Genomic DNA, 16,388 nt, shown 5'->3' on the forward strand with positions numbered 1-16,388 from the left:
CGTGCACGCCGTGACCCGGCGGCGCCGCGGCGGGTTCCGGTGAACTCGCCGCGCGTGTCGGGTCAGTGACCGAGCGCTTCGAGGTGACGGTGGAGCGCCGCATGGCCCTCGGGCGTGGGGTGGAGCCCGTCGGCGAGGAGTTCGGGGCTGTCCCGCAGCGGCTCCCACATGTCGAGGAAGTCGACGTGGTTGTCCTCGGCCCAGGCCCGCAGGGAATCGCGCAGGCCCAGGGCTCGTTCTCGGGTGAAGCACAGACCCTCGTGGTCGCGGGTGCGTTCCTCGTCGATCCACGCCGGTCCCGCGACGACGAGACGCGCGTTGCGATCGAGGGCGGCGGCGGCCAGTGCGCCGAGGCCATCCGTGAGGTGTGGTGCGGCGTCGTGTCCGGTCCGTGAGGGGGCGAGCGGCCGGGCCGAGTCGTTGATCCCGGCGGCGACGAGGAGGGTGTCGGGCAGGCGTGCGTCCAGGAGCCCGGGGGTCTGCTCGGCGACGTCGGTCAGGGTGCTGCCGGGAACGGCCAGGTTGAAGACCCGGTGGTCGGTCTCGTTCCGTGCGATGTGGGTGGCCGCCAGGCGGGCCGCCCACCCTCCCCGAGGGTCACAACGACCGTAGGCGACGCTGTCGCCCACGATCACGATGCGGGCCGCGGCACGCAACGGCTTCGCGTCCAGGTAGGCCCAGACGGTCTCCCCGGAGGAGAGCCGGACGCGTCGGCGGGTGTAGTCGTCGACCTCGTAGGCGTCGGCCGCGGCCAGTTCCCGATCGGTGAGGCGCAGCACGGCGCCCTCGACCGAGGCGCCGAACCTGCGCTCCAGGGTGAGGTGTACGTCCAGGCCGCTCGCGGCGATCACGGCCTGGTCGGTGATCGGCAGGGGTCGGGTCGTGTGCCCGGCCAGGGACGCCGGGGCGGTGGGCACGGCTCGGCCGAAGAGAGCGGTCTGGACCCGCTCGTCCATCAGCGTGCCGAAGGAGAACAGGGTGTGGGCGCGTGTGCCGGTCACTGTGAGATGGGTGCCTTCTCGTCAGGGATGGGGGCAACTCACCCTAATGGCCGCCCCGGAACGCGACGGACGGGCGGGCGCCACTCATCGCCCGGAGGCCGATGAGGCGTACGACGGACCACGACCTTCGGCCAACGGCCAACGGCGAACCGGCAATCGCCAACCGCCAACGGCCAACGGCCAACCGCGCGATACGGCCATCGGCGCGGATCACGTGGCGTCGGCTGCCGAATCCCGGCCGTTGTCCAGTGGGTCGCGAATCGCGTGCACCAGTCCGGCCACGAGGTTCGCGCGTTCGGCCATGGCGCCGATCACCAGGTACTCGTGGTCCGCGTGGGCGCCACCGCCGACCGCTCCGAGGCCGTCGAGCGTGGGCACCCCCAGCGCGGCGGTGAAGTTGCCGTCGCTTCCTCCGCCGACCGACCTGCCTTCGATACCGGGAAGCAACCGCTGGGCCACCGCGAAGAGTTCGGCTGACGCCGACACGGGCATCGGGGGTCGGCCGACCGCTCCCTCGACCCTGATCTCCGCCTCGTCCAGGTGCGGGGCGAGCGCCGCGAACGCGGACTCGACGCGCTCCTTCTCGGCGGTCGACTCGACCCGGACGTCGACGATGACGGTGGCCTCGGCGGGGACCACGTTGTCCAGGGTGCCCGCCGCCGCGACCGTCGGGGTGACCGTGGTTCCGATGTCGGGCCGACCCAACTCCGCGATGCGCAACACCTGGTGTGAGGCTTCGATGAGGGCGTTCACCCCGGCCGCGGGTTCGAGGCCCGCGTGGGAGGCCCGGCCCGTGATGGAGACCCGGAAGGTTCCGCAGCCCTTGCGGCCGGTCTTCAGCCCTCCGCCGTCGGCCGCGCCCTCGAAGACGAGGACGGCGCCGCACGCGAGGGCCCGTTCCTCGATGAGCGTTCGCGAGGAGCCGGAGCCGACCTCCTCGTCGGCGGTCACGAGGATCTCGATGCCCGACCGGTCGTCGAGCGTCGCGAGGCCGTGAACGGCCTGCACCAGTCCACCCAGCATGTCGAAGACCCCGGGGCCGGTCGCGTGCCCGTCCTCGACCGTGAACGGGCGGCGGTCGAGCGTGCCGAGGGGAAACACGGTGTCGTGGTGGCCGAGGATCAGCACGCGGGGTTCGCCGCCGCCCGACCAGTGGACGTGCGGTCCGGCCTCGCTCTCCACGAGGACGGCCCGCCCGCCGAGACGGCTCTCGACGAGTGCGGCGACGGCGCGGGCCGATGCCGTCAGGGCGTCGACGTCGCGTGACGGGGACTCGACCTCGACGAGCTTCCTGAGGTCCTCGATCATCGCGTCGACACTCACGCCCGCGCTCTGGTGCATCGTCATGTGGGCAAGATTAGCCGGCCCGCCGAGACGGGCACCCACGCCCCCGCGACCGACCCGGATGCCCGCGTCGCCCGCCCGGTCGACGTCCGCTCGGCCGACGCCACCTCAGTCGAGGACGGCGATGGCCTCCACCTCGACGAGGTGGTCGGGTACGTCCAGCGCCGCGACCCCCACGAGCGTGCCCGGTGCCGCCGGGGTGACGCCCAGTTTCGCCGCCGCCCGGGCCACGCCCTCCAGGAACGCGGGCATCTTGTCGGGCGTCCAGTCGACGACGTGGACGTTCAGCTTCGCCACGTCGTCGAAGGTGCCGCCGACCTCGGCCAGGGCGATGGCGACGTTGAGGTAGCACTGCTCGACCTGGGCGGCGAGGTCCCCTTCTCCGATCGTGACGCCGTCGACGTCCCAGGAGACCTGCCCGGCGATGAAGACCAGCCTCGAACCCGTCGCGATCGAGACCTGCCGGTAGGCGTCGATCCTCGGAAGTCCATCGGGGTTCACCAGGGTGATGGCCATGTCGCCCGCCTCCTCTGTCGCACGGGTCACGGACCCCGCACGTGCGCTCTCTTGTGGTTACTCGGGAACCTTAGGAGAGTGTGCGCTGACATGGAAGAACGCACTTCTCAGTGACTGAGGAACCTCATGGTGACCCAGCAGTTCAGCGGCTCGCCCGACGAGGCGGACCTGACGCGCGCCGACTCTCTCGCGCGCGAGATCTTCTCGGACATCGCCAACAAGTGGGCCTTGTTGATCATCGACGTGTTGGCGGAACGGACCCTGCGCTTCAGTGAGCTGCGGGGCGAGATCCAGGGAATCAGCCACAAGATGCTCACCCAGAACCTGCGCATGATGGAGCGCTACGGCCTCGTCGACCGGTGCGTGCACCCCACCGTGCCGCCCCGGGTCGAGTACACCCTCACCGAGCCGGGCCGCGCCCTGCGGCAGACGGTCCACGGCATGTGCGACTGGACCCACCAGTACCTCGGTCACATCGAGGCGTCCAGAGACCGCTTCGACGCCTGACGGTCGTGGCCGCCCCGTCGTGCCCCCCTCTCACGAGGGGGGCGGCCTCATGAGAGGGCGGCGAAGGCCGCGACGGAGCAGACCAGGCTGCTTCCGATCAAGACGATCAGCGCGATCGTGGCCAGGACGCCGCCCGGCGCGTCCGGGCGCGGGCCGAGGCGGATCGGTACCCGGTCGCCCGGATCGCGGGTCACCTCCACGGACTCGCCCACGTCCGGCGCCCCGGCCCCCATCAGTTGCAGGCGCCGCACCCCGCCGTCGTCCGGGAGCCGTACATCGATGGACGTGACCGCGTCGTCGACGCCGCCGAACGGGTCGGACGTACGGATCCACCCGGTCACCACGGCCCGCGTGGTCACGCCCCGGTCGTGCATCGTCTGTTCCTCGCGCATGTCGGTCCGGATCCAGGTCAGGGCGAGCCACGCCACGTTCATGACCAGCAGGGCCGCCACCGCGATCATGGCGCCGCGCCTGGCCAACCAGGCCACACCCGCCCACTGGGCGACCATCGCGCAGGCGAGGATCAGGACCGCGGACCAGCCGCCGCTTCCCGCCCACACGGCCCACGCGGACCCGTAGGCCGCCGCGGCCGCGACCGCCGCCGAAAGGACCCGACCGCCCACCCACAGCGCTTTCCCCACCATCCGTGCCCCCCGCCCCACCCGACGGCCCCCGCGCGTCGCAGCCTTGACCTACCCGGCCCTCGCGGCACGTACCCCTGCCCGCCGGCCCGTGCCGCCACCGGCGCCGACACGGCCCGTGGCCGGCCGCCCCCGGAAGTGGCAGTGCACCACTCGCGGCGGTTGACTGGCTTGGAGGGCAGCCGCACGCCTTCCGCCCCCTGGAGGTCCCCATGACCACCCACGCCACGGCCTTCGACCCCACCCGTACGGCCCACCTCAACGGACGGTTCGCCCCCGTCACCGAGGAGGTGGACGTCGTCGACCTCGACGTCGTCGGGGAGCTGCCCGAGGATCTCGACGGCCTCTACCTGCGCAACGGCCCCAACCCCCGCTTCACCCCGATCGGGTCCTACCTGTACCCCATCGACGGCGACGGGATGCTGCACGGCGTGTGGCTCTCGGGGGGTCGCGCCCGCTACGGCAACCGCTTCGTACGCACCCCCGCGATCCTCGCGGAGGAAAAGGTGGGCCACGCCCTGTGGGGCGGGCTGGAATCCATGATCACGCCCGGTCCGGACGTCGTCGGCCCCGACCTCGCCCACACCTTCAAGAACCTCCCCGACATCAATGTCGTCCGGCACGCGGGGCGCCTCCTCGCCCTGGCCGAGTCCGACTGCCCCTTCCGCATGGGCCCCGACCTGCAGACGCTCGGCAAGGAGACGTTCGACGGGCGACTCCCGGCCGGCATCACCGCCCACCCCAAGATCGACCCGGCCACGGGGGAAATGGTCGTCTTCTGCTACGCGCTCGAACCTCCCTACCTGACCTGGTCCGTCATCAACCCGGACGGGACCGTGGGGCGCGGCCCGACCCCGATCGACGGGGTGGACGAGCCGCTGATGATCCACGACATGGCCCTCACCTCCCGCCATCTCGTCCTCATCCTGGCGCCCGCGTTCTTCGACATCGCGGGCGCCATGCGGGGCGGCTCGTTCCTGGCCTGGCGTCCCGAACAGGGCACCCGCATCGCACTCGTCCCGCGCGACGGGGGCCCGGTGCGCTGGGCGAGCGACGAGGCGTTCTGGGTCTGGCACACCGTGAACGCCTACGAGGATCCGACCGACGACGGCATCGTCCTCGACTACGTCCAGTGGCCCGCGATCTCCCTCGGCCAGGACCCCGCGCAGGGCGCCACCGCGCACCGCGGTCTGACCCGGGCCGTCATCGACCCCGTGGCGGGAACCGTACGACGCACACAGCTCGACGACGCCTCCGTCGAGTTCCCCCGCGTCGACGACCGCCTGCTCACCCGACCCCACCGCACGATCGCCGTCGCGTCCGTCAGCGGACGCACCGACCGACTGCTTCCCGGGGAGTACGACGCCCTGCGGTGGTACACCGCCGACGGCACGGGCCTCGGCGCACGGAACTGGGACGCGGGAGACCTCTCGGTCGGCGAGCCCGTCTACGCGCCGACGCCCGGCAGCAGCGACGACGGACACGGTTACTGGCTGACCTTCGCCACCGACCGCACCGACGGCACCAGCCTGCTTCTCGTCATCCCCGCGCACGACCCCGCGCAGGGCCCCTGCGCGCGGATCCGCATCCCGGTCCGCGTGCCGCTGGGCCTCCACGGGGCCTGGTTGCCCACCGAGGAATAATGATGCCTGGGCACGGCGCCACGATCCTGTACGTGGGCAAGGCCTCGGCGGGCAAGGACGGCCGGCGCGGGCTCCGCAAGAGGCTCGACGAGTACCGGCGCGACGGCGCGGGCTTCCCGGTGGGCCATTGGGGCGGCCGCCACATCTGGCAACTGCGCGACTCGGCCGACCTGCTCGTCGCGTGGCGGTCCACACCTGACGAGAGTCCGGGCATCGCCGAGGCCTCCCTGATCGCCGAGTTCATTGCGGTCCACGCGGCCCGCCCCTTCGCCAACCGCAACGAGGGGTCCGCCGCGTAGCGTTCCCGTCGGACCGGCCGTGTCGGACCGGCCGTGTCGGACCGGCCGTGGCCTTCGGAGGCCGGGGTCACTGCCCCGGCGTCTCGTCCGCGATTCCCCGACGCCCCACCAGAAACCCTGCGGTTCCGCCTCGGAGGCCTCGCCGGTCACCGACCGCCCCGCACCGCGCGCCGAGTTGCCAACCCACCCTGATTGTCGTCTAGGATGGTGATCACCTTGAAGGGGATCGGCCACGGACCGAACCTCCTCATGCGTGCGGATGTAGTTCAGTAGTAGAACGTCCCCCTTCCAGGGGGAAAACGCAGTGTGCGATCCCTGCCATCCGCTCCACTTCACCCCCGCCACTCAGTGGCTCGCGCCCGGCCGGACGATGTTCTTGACGCAATGCGCGAATCTGATCATGGGACATCTCGCCAGGGGACATCGGTAGCACCGCATCCGTACCGGATCACACCCGCCCCACTCTCCCGTTCGGCCACACCAGGGCACCCCTCGCCCTCCGCGCCCCCGGCGCGCGCGGCAACGCAACGCGCCCCCGCCCCTGGCGGAAGGTGGCGACCAGTGGCGGATTGACCAACGCGCGTGACCACCCGGACGCCTGACGGTTGAAACGCGTATGAAGTCCGAACCGGCCGCGTTCTCGCGGGCACCCCTCGACGGCGAACTCTGGCGCGACGCGTTGACCCACCAGGACACCTGTGCGTGCCGGCACCAAACCCAACCCGCGGTACCGACGCCTCCCTCCCCGGCCACGGGCCGGTCCCCCATCGACAACAGTGCGACGGGGCTGGTGCGTCACGGCATGCTCGCCCTCTCCACGCTCACGGTCATCGCCGCCATCGTCACCGTCACCACCAACTGAGGGGGCGGGCCGGGCCGGTGGCGATGGTCGAGGCCGGCCCGATCGGCGCCACGGGGACCGGCGCCAAAGCGGCCGGTGCCACGACGGCCGGTGCCACGACAGCCGGTGATACGGCGGCCGGCGCTACAGGGAACCGAAGTCGGGGATGGTCACCGAGCCGTCCTCGGCCAACGGGAAGCCCGGATTGTGGGCGATCTCCCACGGATGCCCGTCGGGATCGGTGAAGTATCCCGCGTAACCCCCGTAGAACGTCGCCGCGGCCGGTTTGGTGACAGTGGCGCCCGCCTCTCGCGCCGCCGAGATCAGCGCCTCCACCTCCTGCGGGGAACGCACGTTGTGGGCCAGGGTGATACCGCCGAATCCGGTTCCCGGGCCGTCGGCGAGGCCGCTGTCACGCGCGAGTTCCTCGCGACCCCAGAGCACGAATCCGAGGCCGCCGGCCTGGAAGAAGACGGTCTCCTCGACCTCTTGGCCCCGCCACCCCAGGCTCTCGTAGAACGCCCGGGCGCGACCGAGGTCCGTGACGCCCAAGGTGATGAGACTGACACGCTGTTCCATGAACGGAAGCTAGCACGGCCCCGAGGCGACACCGGGGAGGGAACACGAGCCCGTGCGACGGGATCCACGCGGGACAACGGGCCGCCGGCACACCCCGGAAGGTCAGATTCCGCGGCGACGAGGCGTGTCCCCCGCCCTCGCAGAATCGTTCTTCCGTCATGATCACCACGTCCGACCCGGCGACCTCCGCCCCCGGCGCCCCGCCGTCCCGTTCCTGGCGCCCTCACCCGCCCACGCGAGGCCGCGGCAACGCCCCTCGGACCCGAGCGTGAACGGCCCGCCCGCCTGCCAGGGCTGCTCGCACCCCTTGTACACGGTCTGCACGCGGGAGTCCGGCGAGGGAACGACGGCGGCGCAGTGGGAAGTCGACCACGCCTATCCCGGCCGGTGCACCTACACCCCCATGTTCCCGCTGACCGGATCCGCCGCCGACGTCCACGACCTGCCCTACGCGGAACACGTCCTGCGCCGGCGCGACTGAACGTTCCCGGGTGCGCGCGGCGACCGCCCGGGACCCGGCGACGCACCCGCCCGCGCACCCTCCACCTCCCTCACACCACGCACCACACGACACGCCTCACGCCTCACGCCTCACGCCTCGGCGAGCCTGCGTTCCAGTTCCTCGCCCGACACGTCCTCCAGGTGGGTCAGGAACACCCACAAGTGCCTCTCGGCCTCCGCGTCGCTCTCCTGCCGGGCCCGGGCCCACTCCACGGCTCCGGCGCTGTCGGTGACCTGACCGGAGGTGGCCATCCGAAGGAGCGCCACGTCCTCTTCCCGCCCGTGGGCCGCGACCAGCGCCGCGGCCAACCAGCGCTCCTCGAACCGTTCCGCTCCCGGCCCGCACTCGCACTCGCACTCGCACTCCAGCAGGAAGCGCAGCAACGGCAGGTCCTCCGCGCGGGGGTCGTGCCGCGCCGCGTACAACACGCCCGCGCGCAGCACCGGATCGGCGGCCACCCGCTCCCGCGCGGGGGCCGCCTCGCCCCGTGTGGGGGACGTACCGGAACGCAGCCGCCGCAGCGTCTCCCGCCCCGGTCCGAGGACGACGTCGCGCAGTGACCGTTGGGATGCGTCCCTCTTTCAGCGCTCCTTCGCACGTCGCCGGTCCGCACGGCGGCCTCCGCGAGGCTCCCTGGGCCCGTCGTACCGCGATGGATCGAGTCCACCGGTCGAGTATCACGCCCACCACCCCACCCCCACATACCGGCCTCCTTTTACCGGCCCTCCCGGCATGGAGCCACTCGCCGCGGACCCCGCTCCCGGGCCCGGGACCACCCGGTCGGCATCGAGGGCCCGTGATCGTCTCGGGCTCCGTACAGGTGGCTGAAACACCTTCATTCCACGCCCACTTGGCGCGTGCGGTTGTTTGGCGAACGCCTAACCGAGTAGGGGTACAGACGTGCGTCCGCCGTTCCCCGTCGTGCTCTAGTTGCCCCTGGTCCGTACACCGTGTCACCCCGTACGGATCGTCCCCCGACGCCGCCGCAGCGCCACGCGGCGTACCCCTCGACCCCGGGAGCACCATGTCCCCGATCCTCTTCGTCTATGCCAAGGGCGGCCCTCCGCTGGAGTACGCGATACCGAGAATCGCGGCTCACGCCGACGTCCATGTCCTGGCGCTCGCACCACTGCCTCGAACCACCGAGTCCGTATGGCTGCCCGCATGCGCGTCCATCACCTCGGTGCAGCCCCGCGAGGGGGTGGAACTGGTCGATCTGATCTGTTCCCACGCGCGCCGCGTCGGCGCCGCAGCGGTGCTGACGCTGTCGGAGTACGCGGTGGTGGCCGTGGCCCACGCCAGTCTGCGGCTCGGGCTGCGCGGCGCCGGCGAACGGGTCGCGGGGGCCCGGGACAAGCGCCTGATGCGCCGGATCTGGCGTGATGCCGGGGTGCCCGTACCGGGGTTCACGGAGGTCCACACGCCGGAGGACATCGCGACCGCCTTCGAGGAACTGACGCCGCCGCTGCTGCTGAAGGCCGCCTGGAGCGCGGGCTCCACGGCCCACCTCACCGTGTGGAACGAGGAGCAGGCCGAGGAGGCGTGGAAGACCGGTCGTTCCGTCATGGAGGCCTCGTCTGCCCAGGGATACGCGGAACTGCACGCCGCGGACGAGGGCGTCAGCGATTTCCTGCTGGAGGAGATCGTGATCGGTGAGGCCTCCGACTGGTTCGACGAGGCCGGTTGGGGCGACTACGCGAGCGTGGAGGGGATCGTCGCCGGCGGCCGGTACCACCCGCTGTGCATCACCGGCCGGATGCCCACCATCGCGCCCTTCACCGAGCGCGCGAGCCTGGCTCCGGCGGCTCTCCCGGAAGCCCTTCAGCGCCGGATCGAGGAGGTGTCCCGCGCCGCCGTCGACGCGCTCGGGCTCGACACCTGTGCCACCCACACCGAGATCAAACTCGGTGCGGACGGTGCCATGTGGCTGATCGAGACGGCGGCCCGGTTCGGTGGGGTGATGACCACACGGCAGGTGGAGACCGTCTTCGGCCTCGACATGATCGGCATGCTGGTCCGCGAGTTGCTCGGCCGGGACGTCGACTACCCGCGGCGGATGCTGACGGAGGGCGAAGGGGCGGCCGGGTCGCTCGTCGTCCTCGCCGTGGATCCCGAGGGCCGGCCCTGGAGCGAGCTCCCGACCTGGGACTTCGAGGCGGTCGACTGGCCCGCCCTGCTCGCGCCCGGTTCCCGCGTCGAGTTGGTGCGGGAGCACAGCCTCCCGCCGGGCAGCCGGGTGCCGGTGTACGAGGAGGCGGGGGGCGCCAACTCCATGGCGGCGCTGTGCTTCCTCACCGCCGAGTCCGGGCCGGAACTGCTGGCCGACTGCGGCCGGATCCTCGCGGCGCTGCCGCAAGCCCTCGGCGCCCCGTCCGCCGACCGCCCGACGCCCGGGAGCACCGCATGACGAACGCCGGCACCACCACACCCGTACCGTCCCCCCGGGGCGCCGCAGTGGACACCCTGCTCACCCTGCCCCTGTTCGAGCAGTTGGCCGGGGTGCTGGGCGGGCACCCGTACGTGAAGGTCGTCGTCGACCGGGAGCAGGGCCTCTGGCACGTCCTGGACAGCGCCGTGCACTCCTTCCACGTCAACTACATCGCCACCGAGGTCGTGGGACTGACCCTGGAAGAACTCGACGCCCGGCTCGACCGGTTCAACCACGACGTGTACCAGGATCCCGAGCGACGGTTCCTGCTCGGCGTGCTGTCCCTGCACTCCCGGGGAGGCCCGGAGCAGGACGAGCCGTTCATGGTCCTGGAGACCACCGAGGCCGACACGATGGGAGCGGACCTGCTGATCGAGTTCCACGCCTTCGTGCGGGCCCACCTGGATCCCGCGCTGGAACTGCTGGTCAAGCCGGCCAACCACGGGCAGGAGAACGCCCTCGCGGCGGTGCCCGAGACCGTGGTGCCCCGTGCCCGGGGTCACGCGTTGTTCGCGACCGCGCCCTTCGTGCCGTTGACGCTCGCCTCGGCGACCGGCCGGCTGCGCGCCTTCGCCTCCGGCGAGGAGTACCGGGCCGCGCGCGCGGACCTGACCTGGTACGACATCGTTGCCATGCCGGTCGTCCCCGACGACATCCCGCGCCTCGCGGGGCTGCTCAACGCCCTGCCCACCACCCCGCTGTCGCACACCAACATGCTGGCGGCCGGCTGGGGCATCCCCAACGCCATCGTCCGCGGCATCCTCGACACGATCGCCGACGAGAAGCTGGACGGCGCCTGGGTCCGCTACGAGGTCACCGCCGAGAACTTCGTCGTCGAACGCGCCGAGGAGCCGGCGGACCTCGCGGAACCGACCTGGCACACGCAGCGGGTCCGGCTCGACGCCCCGCACGTGACGGACGTACCGCTCGTGCCGCTCTCCGCGTTGCGTGCCCGCGACCGGAACCGGTACGGCACGAAGGCGGCCAACCTGGGCGAGCTGCACCACGTACTGCGTCACGGCTCCGGCCGACTGACCGGCTACTACTCCGTGCCGCGCCCGCCCCGAGCCGATCTGCTCGGTCACCTCGCTGCCCGGCTGCGGATGCCCGTCGACGGCGATCTCGCCCAGTACGCCGGGGAGTTCCTGGCCCGGCACGTCCAGGCACCGGCGGGGATCGCCGTGCCGTTCTCCGTCCAACAACGCTTCCTGGACTCCTCGCCCGCCGTGCAGCAGAGCATCGGCAAGCTGAAGATGGCCCTGGAGCTGAACGCCATGGACGCCGTGGACACGGTCTGCGTCCAATTGCAGCACCTGGTGCGCACCCTCCCCGTGCCCGAGGACCTGGTGCGCGCCCTGGACGCCCGGTTGGTCGAGCACCTGGCGGGCACGAGTCGCTTCGCCGTGCGGTCCTCGTCGAACGCCGAGGACCTGCCGGGCTTCTCCGCCGCCGGCATCTACGAGTCCCACACCAAGGTCACCGATCTGCCGGGGCTGTTGGACGCGATCCGTCAGGTGTGGGCCTCGCTGCTGTCCCCGCGCAGCGTGCGGCTGCGCCATCAGGCCGGCATCTCGCTGGACGACACCTACATGGGGGTGATCGTCCAGCGCTACGAGCCGTCCCCGCTCGGAGGCGTCATGGTGACCTGCAATCCGACCAACCGGGCCGACTTCCGGAACGTCTACCTCAACTGTGCGCACGGTTCCACGGCCGACGTGGTCGACGGCCGGACGATGCCCCTGCAGTACCTGTACAACACCGTCGAGGGCGGCGGTCGCACGCTCTCGCTCGGGGCGGCCGAGCAGGACCTGGACCTGGAGACGCAGGCCCATCTGGGCCGGTTGGCGCTCGCGGGCCGCCTGCTCCAGTCCCATTTCGCCGCGGACTACACCTTCGCCGGACCGCTCGACGTCGAATGGCTGCTCGGGCCGGGAGGCGCGCTCCACATCCTCCAACTCAGGCCCTACAGCGCCTGAATCCGCCCGCACTCCCCCGCGTTCCGCCCCTTCCGAAGGTCACTCCCATGCCCCTCTCCCTGCGTGCGCGCGTGAAACGCCGCGTCCGCCCGCCCGCCGCGGTGCTCCGTGTGATCCGCCTGAACAACGGCTTCCAGCTCCTGTTCAACCTGCTGTGGTGGATGCCGGTCTTCTACCAGTACCAGAAGCAGGCGGGTCTCTCGGACAGCCAGATCTTCGGCATCCAGAGCGTCTACTACGTGGCGTTCTGCCTGCTGGAGATACCCACCGGCTTCATCGCCGACCGCATCGGACAGCGCCGTTGCATGCAGCTCGGGGCGGCGGTGATGACGGCGGCGAACCTGGTCCCGGTCGCCTGGCCCTCGTTCGTGGGCTTCATGGCGCACTTCCTGGCCATCGCCGCCGCCCGCTCCCTGGTGTCCGGGGCGTCCAGCGCGTACCTGTACGAGTACCTGCACGAGCACGGTGCGGGAGAGCACTACGTCCAGGCCGAGGGGACCGCCCGGGCGCTCGGCCTGTGGGCGAAGATCGCCTGCTGGCCACTGGTCGGCGTCCTGATGCACGTCTGGCACGAGGCCCCGTACGTGCTGACCGCGCTCTCCACGCTCGGCTCGCTGGCCTGCGCCGCGGCGCTCCCCGCCATCGCGGAACGACACGGTGGAACGCGGCCGCCGGCGGAACGCGTCGGGCTCCTCGACTCGGCCCGCCAGGCCCTGAAGGTGCTCGGGACCTCGCGGTCGCTCGGACCGCTGATGGTGCAGGGCGTGGCCATCTTCACGCTCGCGCGCATCTGCCAGGTCAACCTCTTCCAACCGCTGCTGCTGGAGAAGGACCTCCCCGTCGCCGATCACGGTGCGGTGCTGTCGGCGATGACGGTCGCGGAGGCCGTCGGATCGGCCCGGACCGGCTGGTTGCGCGGCAGGCTCTCCGACACCTCGGTGGTGACCGTGCTGAGCGTGGTCATGGCGCTCACTCTCGCGGCCACCACCCTGTCGGGGGCGCTGGGCACGATCGTGTGGCTGTGCGTGTTCGCCGCCGCGGCGGGCCTGGCGTACCCGGTGCAACGCAACCTGATCAACGCGGCCATCCCGCCGACCCCGTACCGGGCGACCCTGCTGTCGGTGGAGTCCATCATCGACCGCGGCGTGTGCGCGCTGGTGGCGCTGGCCGTCGGCGCCTACCTGGCGGCGGACCGCCTGGACGCGCTCCTCGTGCACGCGGCGGTGGGCACCTGCCTGCTGCTGCTCGTCGTGGGCGTCGTCCTGCGGCGGCTGCGTCGTGACGGGGTGCGGCAGGCCGTCGGTCAGCCCTGACAGGGCGGGACGGTGGCGCGCGGGGGCCACACCCCCGTGTCGAGGATGCCGAGGGTGTAGGCGCGGGCCACCAGGGCGGGGCGTGATTCCGCGTCAAGTGCTCCGCGCAGTCGGCGCAGGTGGTAGTCCAGCGCCTGGCGGGAGAGTCCCAGGTCGGTGGCGATGGCTCCGTTGGACCGGCCGGCCGCCATCAGGGCGAGGACCCGCAGTTGCACGGGGCTCACCCGGGCGGGCGCGTCGAACCCGACGCTCAGCGAGGTCAGTACGGCAGAGACCCGGTCGGGAGCACCCTGGCGTCTGACCACCGCGAGATCGGCCCGCAGGACCTTGCTCTCGCCCGAGGCCGTGGCGCAGACCACGGAACACGTGCGCCGGGACGCCTTTCCGGCGACCAGGTCCACCCACGCGCGCCGCACCGTCCGGGCGTCACCGCGCAGGTGTCCGAGGGCGCGGGTGCCCTCCAGGGAGGCGCGGTCGCCCCCGAGCAGTTCCGCGACTCCCCCGCTGACCCGCTGTATCCGGCCCCGCAGGTCCAGGGTCACGATGGCCAACCCCGAGCGCTCCCACAGGGCGTGGAGTTCCTCGGCGGCGACGGCCTTGTCCTCCAGCGCCCTTGCCTGGTCGGTGACGTCGGTGTAGATCCCGCCCACGCGCAGGCCCCGGCCGTGGTCCAGGACGAATCGGTGCCCGGTGACCTGGCGGGGTGTCCCGTCGGGGTGCCGGAAGACGAGGGTGTGGCGGACCGGCCGGCGGGACGACAGCACCTCGCGGTCCAGGGCCCGGAACATGGCGGCGTCGTCGGGGGCGTCGATCTCCTCCACGGTCCGGCCGACCACGGCGTGCGACTCCATGCGGTAGAGGTGGGCGTAGGCGGCGTTCACCCACAGGTACCGGCCCTGTCCGTCGCGGATGAAGGCGGGCGCGGGGGCGTACGCGGCGAGGGCCTCGAACCATCGCGCGGCTTCGGGAACGTCCCGGTCGCCGCCCGCGCCCCGCGCGGACTCCCCTCCTCGTGCCGGCTCCCCGCCCCCGCCGGCCGCCGGCCGTACCTGCCCGTGCTCGTTCTTCGCGTACATGCCTGTTTCTGTCTCTCGGGTCTCCGCTCGCGACTCGCCCTCCCCGGGACGGGGTCGCTCCCGTCGGGCGTGCGTGCGCACGGTGTGTCGCGCGTCGATGACGCTCCGGACGGGAGGTCAACTTAACCGGTTTTGAGCGAAGTTGCGGGCACGGCAATCGGAATGTCCTGTTCCCGCCCTTCCCGAACACCCCCGCCCCGACACGGGACTTGGTCCAGACCTATTGACCGTCGGTCGGGACCTCCCTACCGTCTGGTCCACCACCCCACGCACCTCCCCGGGTTCCCCACAGTCCAGGAGGCACCTCACCATGCTCTCTCGCGGTACACGCCTGTTGTTGGCCGGCCTGGCCACCGCCCTCGCCTTACCGAGCCTGATCGCGGCCACCCCGGCCTCCACCTCGGCCTCCACCTCGGACCCGGCCCCGCGGGCCGACACCTGCGCCGTCAAGTCGAGGCCCGCGGGAAAGGTCCTACAGGGCTACTGGGAGAACTGGGACGGGGCCGCCAACGGCGTGCACCCGCCGCTCGGTTGGATCCCGATCACCGACAGCCGCATCCGGAGTCACGGCTACAACGTGATCAACGCCGCGTTCCCGGTCATCCGCTCGGACGGCACCGTCCTGTGGGAGGACGGGATGGACTCCACGGTGAAGGTGGCCACGCCGACCGAGATGTGCCAGGCCAAGGCCTCCGGCCAGACCATCCTGATGTCCATCGGCGGCGCGGCGGCGGGCATCGACCTCAGCTCCGCCGCAGTCGCCGACCGGTTCGTCGCGACGGTCGTGCCGATCCTGCAGAAGTACAACTTCGACGGCATCGACATCGACATCGAGACCGGCCTCGTCGGCAGCGGAAGCATCACCACGCTGTCGGCCTCGCAGGCCAACCTCATCCGCATCATCGACGGCGTGCTCGCCCGAATGCCCTCGAACTTCGGCCTCACGATGGCACCCGAGACGGCCTACGTCACCGGCGGCAGCGTGGCGTACGGCTCGATCTGGGGCGCCTACCTCCCCATCGTGAAGAAGTACGCGGACAACGGCCGCCTGTGGTGGCTGAACATGCAGTACTACAACGGCAGCATGTACGGCTGCTCGGGCGATTCCTACTCCGCGGGCACCGTGCAGGGCTTCACGGCGCAGACCGGCTGCCTGAACAAGGGTCTCGTCATCCAGGGCACCACCATCAAGGTCCCGTACGACAAGCAGGTCCCCGGACTCCCGGCCCAGCCGGGCGCGGGCGGCGGTCACATGACCCCGACCCTGGTGGCGCAGGCCTGGAACAAGTACGGGAACGGCCTCAAGGGCCTGATGACCTGGTCCGTGAACTGGGACGGCGCCAGGAACTGGACCTTCGGAAACAACGTCAAGGCGATCCAGGGCCGCTGACCGACGACCGGCCCCACCCGGCCACCCGGGCCCCGCCCGGGGACGACGCTCGACCGAGGCGCCGCACGCGCCCCGGTCGGGCGTCGCCCTCTTTGCGGGGGCAACACCGCGACCGTCGCCGCCGCGGCGGAGCGGCACGGAAACCTCGCGACTGCGCAGCGTGATCATCAGATTGCCTGCCGAATGGTCACCCCTGCCGCCGCCCCGGGCCTCGAAGCCGCCCACCTGCGGGTTTACGTTCGCCAATGCTTGCCTTTGTCAACTTTTTAGCTCAATACATCCCTCCCGGTTTGCGTGGAGCAACCAACCACTTTTACGGTTGCCTGAAGCAA

The 16,388-nt window shown here is 71.5% G+C and carries 16 protein-coding genes and 1 tRNA gene; 10 read left to right on the forward strand and 7 right to left on the reverse strand.

The genetic code is table 11. The features are described from left to right. Positions 1-62 precede the first annotated feature (62 nt). The 3 genes from OHA84_RS03735 to OHA84_RS03745 all read right to left on the reverse strand — a co-directional run bounded on the left by OHA84_RS03735 (position 63) and on the right by OHA84_RS03745 (position 2,861). The gene (locus OHA84_RS03735) at positions 63-1,001 is read right to left on the reverse strand and encodes a GDSL-type esterase/lipase family protein (protein ID WP_266973396.1); all 939 of its coding nucleotides are present in this window, start codon (positions 999-1,001) and stop codon (positions 63-65) included. Positions 1,002-1,211: 210 nt separating this feature from the next. Then, a complete protein-coding gene (locus OHA84_RS03740) occupies positions 1,212-2,348 on the reverse strand; it encodes a M20 family metallopeptidase (RefSeq protein ID WP_266973394.1) in 1,137 nt (378 codons plus the stop codon). 105 nt (positions 2,349-2,453) lie between these two features. Then, entirely contained in the window at positions 2,454-2,861 is a 408-nt protein-coding gene (locus OHA84_RS03745) for a RidA family protein (protein ID WP_266973392.1), read from the reverse strand. Positions 2,862-2,987: 126 nt separating this feature from the next. On the opposite strand from OHA84_RS03745, the gene OHA84_RS03750 reads away from it, so the two are divergent. Next, a complete protein-coding gene (locus OHA84_RS03750; RefSeq protein WP_053679890.1) occupies positions 2,988-3,368 on the forward strand; it encodes a helix-turn-helix domain-containing protein in 381 nt (126 codons plus the stop codon). A 47-nt stretch (positions 3,369-3,415) separates the two neighbouring features. Here OHA84_RS03750 and OHA84_RS03755 read toward each other — a convergent pair whose 3' ends face one another. Beyond that, positions 3,416-4,012, reverse strand: a complete 597-nt coding sequence (locus OHA84_RS03755; protein ID WP_266973390.1) for a hypothetical protein — start codon at positions 4,010-4,012, stop codon at positions 3,416-3,418. Positions 4,013-4,221: 209 nt separating this feature from the next. Here OHA84_RS03755 and OHA84_RS03760 point away from each other — a divergent pair, with 209 nt between their 5' ends. From OHA84_RS03760 to OHA84_RS03775, 4 genes are all read left to right on the forward strand, one after another. Beyond that, complete coding sequence (locus OHA84_RS03760; RefSeq protein WP_266973388.1) at positions 4,222-5,652, forward strand: carotenoid oxygenase family protein; 1,431 nt, start codon at positions 4,222-4,224, stop codon at positions 5,650-5,652. Continuing rightward, positions 5,652-5,951 (forward strand): hypothetical protein, encoded by a 300-nt coding sequence (locus OHA84_RS03765; RefSeq protein WP_266973386.1) that lies wholly within the window; start codon positions 5,652-5,654, stop codon positions 5,949-5,951. Before OHA84_RS03760 ends, OHA84_RS03765 begins: the two co-directional genes overlap by 1 nt. Before the next feature lie 255 nt (positions 5,952-6,206). After that, a tRNA-Gly gene (locus tag OHA84_RS03770) sits at positions 6,207-6,281 on the forward strand. A 286-nt stretch (positions 6,282-6,567) separates the two neighbouring features. After that, complete coding sequence (locus tag OHA84_RS03775) at positions 6,568-6,813, forward strand: hypothetical protein (RefSeq protein ID WP_053675891.1); 246 nt, start codon at positions 6,568-6,570, stop codon at positions 6,811-6,813. A gap of 123 nt (positions 6,814-6,936) precedes the next feature. Here OHA84_RS03775 and OHA84_RS03780 read toward each other — a convergent pair whose 3' ends face one another. After that, positions 6,937-7,371 (reverse strand): VOC family protein, encoded by a 435-nt coding sequence (locus OHA84_RS03780; RefSeq protein ID WP_266973384.1) that lies wholly within the window; start codon positions 7,369-7,371, stop codon positions 6,937-6,939. A 268-nt stretch (positions 7,372-7,639) separates the two neighbouring features. Here OHA84_RS03780 and OHA84_RS03785 point away from each other — a divergent pair, with 268 nt between their 5' ends. Beyond that, complete coding sequence (locus tag OHA84_RS03785; protein ID WP_053675888.1) at positions 7,640-7,852, forward strand: hypothetical protein; 213 nt, start codon at positions 7,640-7,642, stop codon at positions 7,850-7,852. 110 nt (positions 7,853-7,962) lie between these two features. Here OHA84_RS03785 and OHA84_RS03790 read toward each other — a convergent pair whose 3' ends face one another. Continuing rightward, the gene (locus OHA84_RS03790) at positions 7,963-8,331 is read right to left on the reverse strand and encodes a hypothetical protein (RefSeq protein WP_266973382.1); all 369 of its coding nucleotides are present in this window, start codon (positions 8,329-8,331) and stop codon (positions 7,963-7,965) included. Positions 8,332-8,897: 566 nt separating this feature from the next. On the opposite strand from OHA84_RS03790, the gene OHA84_RS03795 reads away from it, so the two are divergent. Genes OHA84_RS03795 through OHA84_RS03805 form a run of 3 tightly spaced genes read left to right on the forward strand, consistent with a single transcriptional unit; the run spans position 8,898 to position 13,590 of the window. Beyond that, positions 8,898-10,280, forward strand: coding sequence for an acetyl-CoA carboxylase biotin carboxylase subunit family protein (locus tag OHA84_RS03795; RefSeq protein WP_266973381.1), 1,383 nt, complete (start codon positions 8,898-8,900; stop codon positions 10,278-10,280). After that, on the forward strand, positions 10,277-12,277 hold the full coding sequence (locus OHA84_RS03800; RefSeq protein WP_234349880.1) for a PEP/pyruvate-binding domain-containing protein: 2,001 nt from the start codon (positions 10,277-10,279) through the stop codon (positions 12,275-12,277). The genes OHA84_RS03795 and OHA84_RS03800 overlap by 4 nt, the downstream gene beginning before the upstream one ends. A gap of 47 nt (positions 12,278-12,324) precedes the next feature. Next, positions 12,325-13,590 (forward strand): MFS transporter, encoded by a 1,266-nt coding sequence (locus OHA84_RS03805; RefSeq protein ID WP_107089093.1) that lies wholly within the window; start codon positions 12,325-12,327, stop codon positions 13,588-13,590. Here the strand turns inward: OHA84_RS03805 and OHA84_RS03810 are convergent. Next, a complete protein-coding gene (locus OHA84_RS03810) occupies positions 13,581-14,666 on the reverse strand; it encodes a helix-turn-helix transcriptional regulator (RefSeq protein WP_266973377.1) in 1,086 nt (361 codons plus the stop codon). The genes OHA84_RS03805 and OHA84_RS03810 overlap by 10 nt on opposite strands. A gap of 310 nt (positions 14,667-14,976) precedes the next feature. Between OHA84_RS03810 and OHA84_RS03815 the strand changes: the two genes are divergently transcribed. Then, entirely contained in the window at positions 14,977-16,056 is a 1,080-nt protein-coding gene (locus OHA84_RS03815; RefSeq protein WP_266973375.1) for a chitinase, read from the forward strand. The last annotated feature ends 332 nt before the right edge of the window (positions 16,057-16,388 follow it).

Source organism: Streptomyces sp. NBC_00513, from assembly GCF_041431415.1.
Lineage (GTDB): Bacteria > Actinomycetota > Actinomycetes > Streptomycetales > Streptomycetaceae > Streptomyces.

Coding starts and splice junctions, on each gene's coding strand:
- OHA84_RS03740 (WP_266973394.1), bottom strand. CDS start 2,348: ATGACGATGCACCAGAGCGCGGGCGTGAGTGTCGACGCGATGATCGAG.
- OHA84_RS03745 (WP_266973392.1), bottom strand. CDS start 2,861: ATGGCCATCACCCTGGTGAACCCCGATGGACTTCCGAGGATCGACGCC.
- OHA84_RS03750 (WP_053679890.1), top strand. CDS start 2,988: ATGGTGACCCAGCAGTTCAGCGGCTCGCCCGACGAGGCGGACCTGACG.
- OHA84_RS03755 (WP_266973390.1), bottom strand. CDS start 4,012: ATGGTGGGGAAAGCGCTGTGGGTGGGCGGTCGGGTCCTTTCGGCGGCG.
- OHA84_RS03760 (WP_266973388.1), top strand. CDS start 4,222: ATGACCACCCACGCCACGGCCTTCGACCCCACCCGTACGGCCCACCTC.
- OHA84_RS03765 (WP_266973386.1), top strand. CDS start 5,652: ATGATGCCTGGGCACGGCGCCACGATCCTGTACGTGGGCAAGGCCTCG.
- OHA84_RS03775 (WP_053675891.1), top strand. CDS start 6,568: ATGAAGTCCGAACCGGCCGCGTTCTCGCGGGCACCCCTCGACGGCGAA.
- OHA84_RS03780 (WP_266973384.1), bottom strand. CDS start 7,371: ATGGAACAGCGTGTCAGTCTCATCACCTTGGGCGTCACGGACCTCGGT.
- OHA84_RS03795 (WP_266973381.1), top strand. CDS start 8,898: ATGTCCCCGATCCTCTTCGTCTATGCCAAGGGCGGCCCTCCGCTGGAG.
- OHA84_RS03800 (WP_234349880.1), top strand. CDS start 10,277: ATGACGAACGCCGGCACCACCACACCCGTACCGTCCCCCCGGGGCGCC.
- OHA84_RS03805 (WP_107089093.1), top strand. CDS start 12,325: ATGCCCCTCTCCCTGCGTGCGCGCGTGAAACGCCGCGTCCGCCCGCCC.
- OHA84_RS03810 (WP_266973377.1), bottom strand. CDS start 14,666: ATGTACGCGAAGAACGAGCACGGGCAGGTACGGCCGGCGGCCGGCGGG.
- OHA84_RS03815 (WP_266973375.1), top strand. CDS start 14,977: ATGCTCTCTCGCGGTACACGCCTGTTGTTGGCCGGCCTGGCCACCGCC.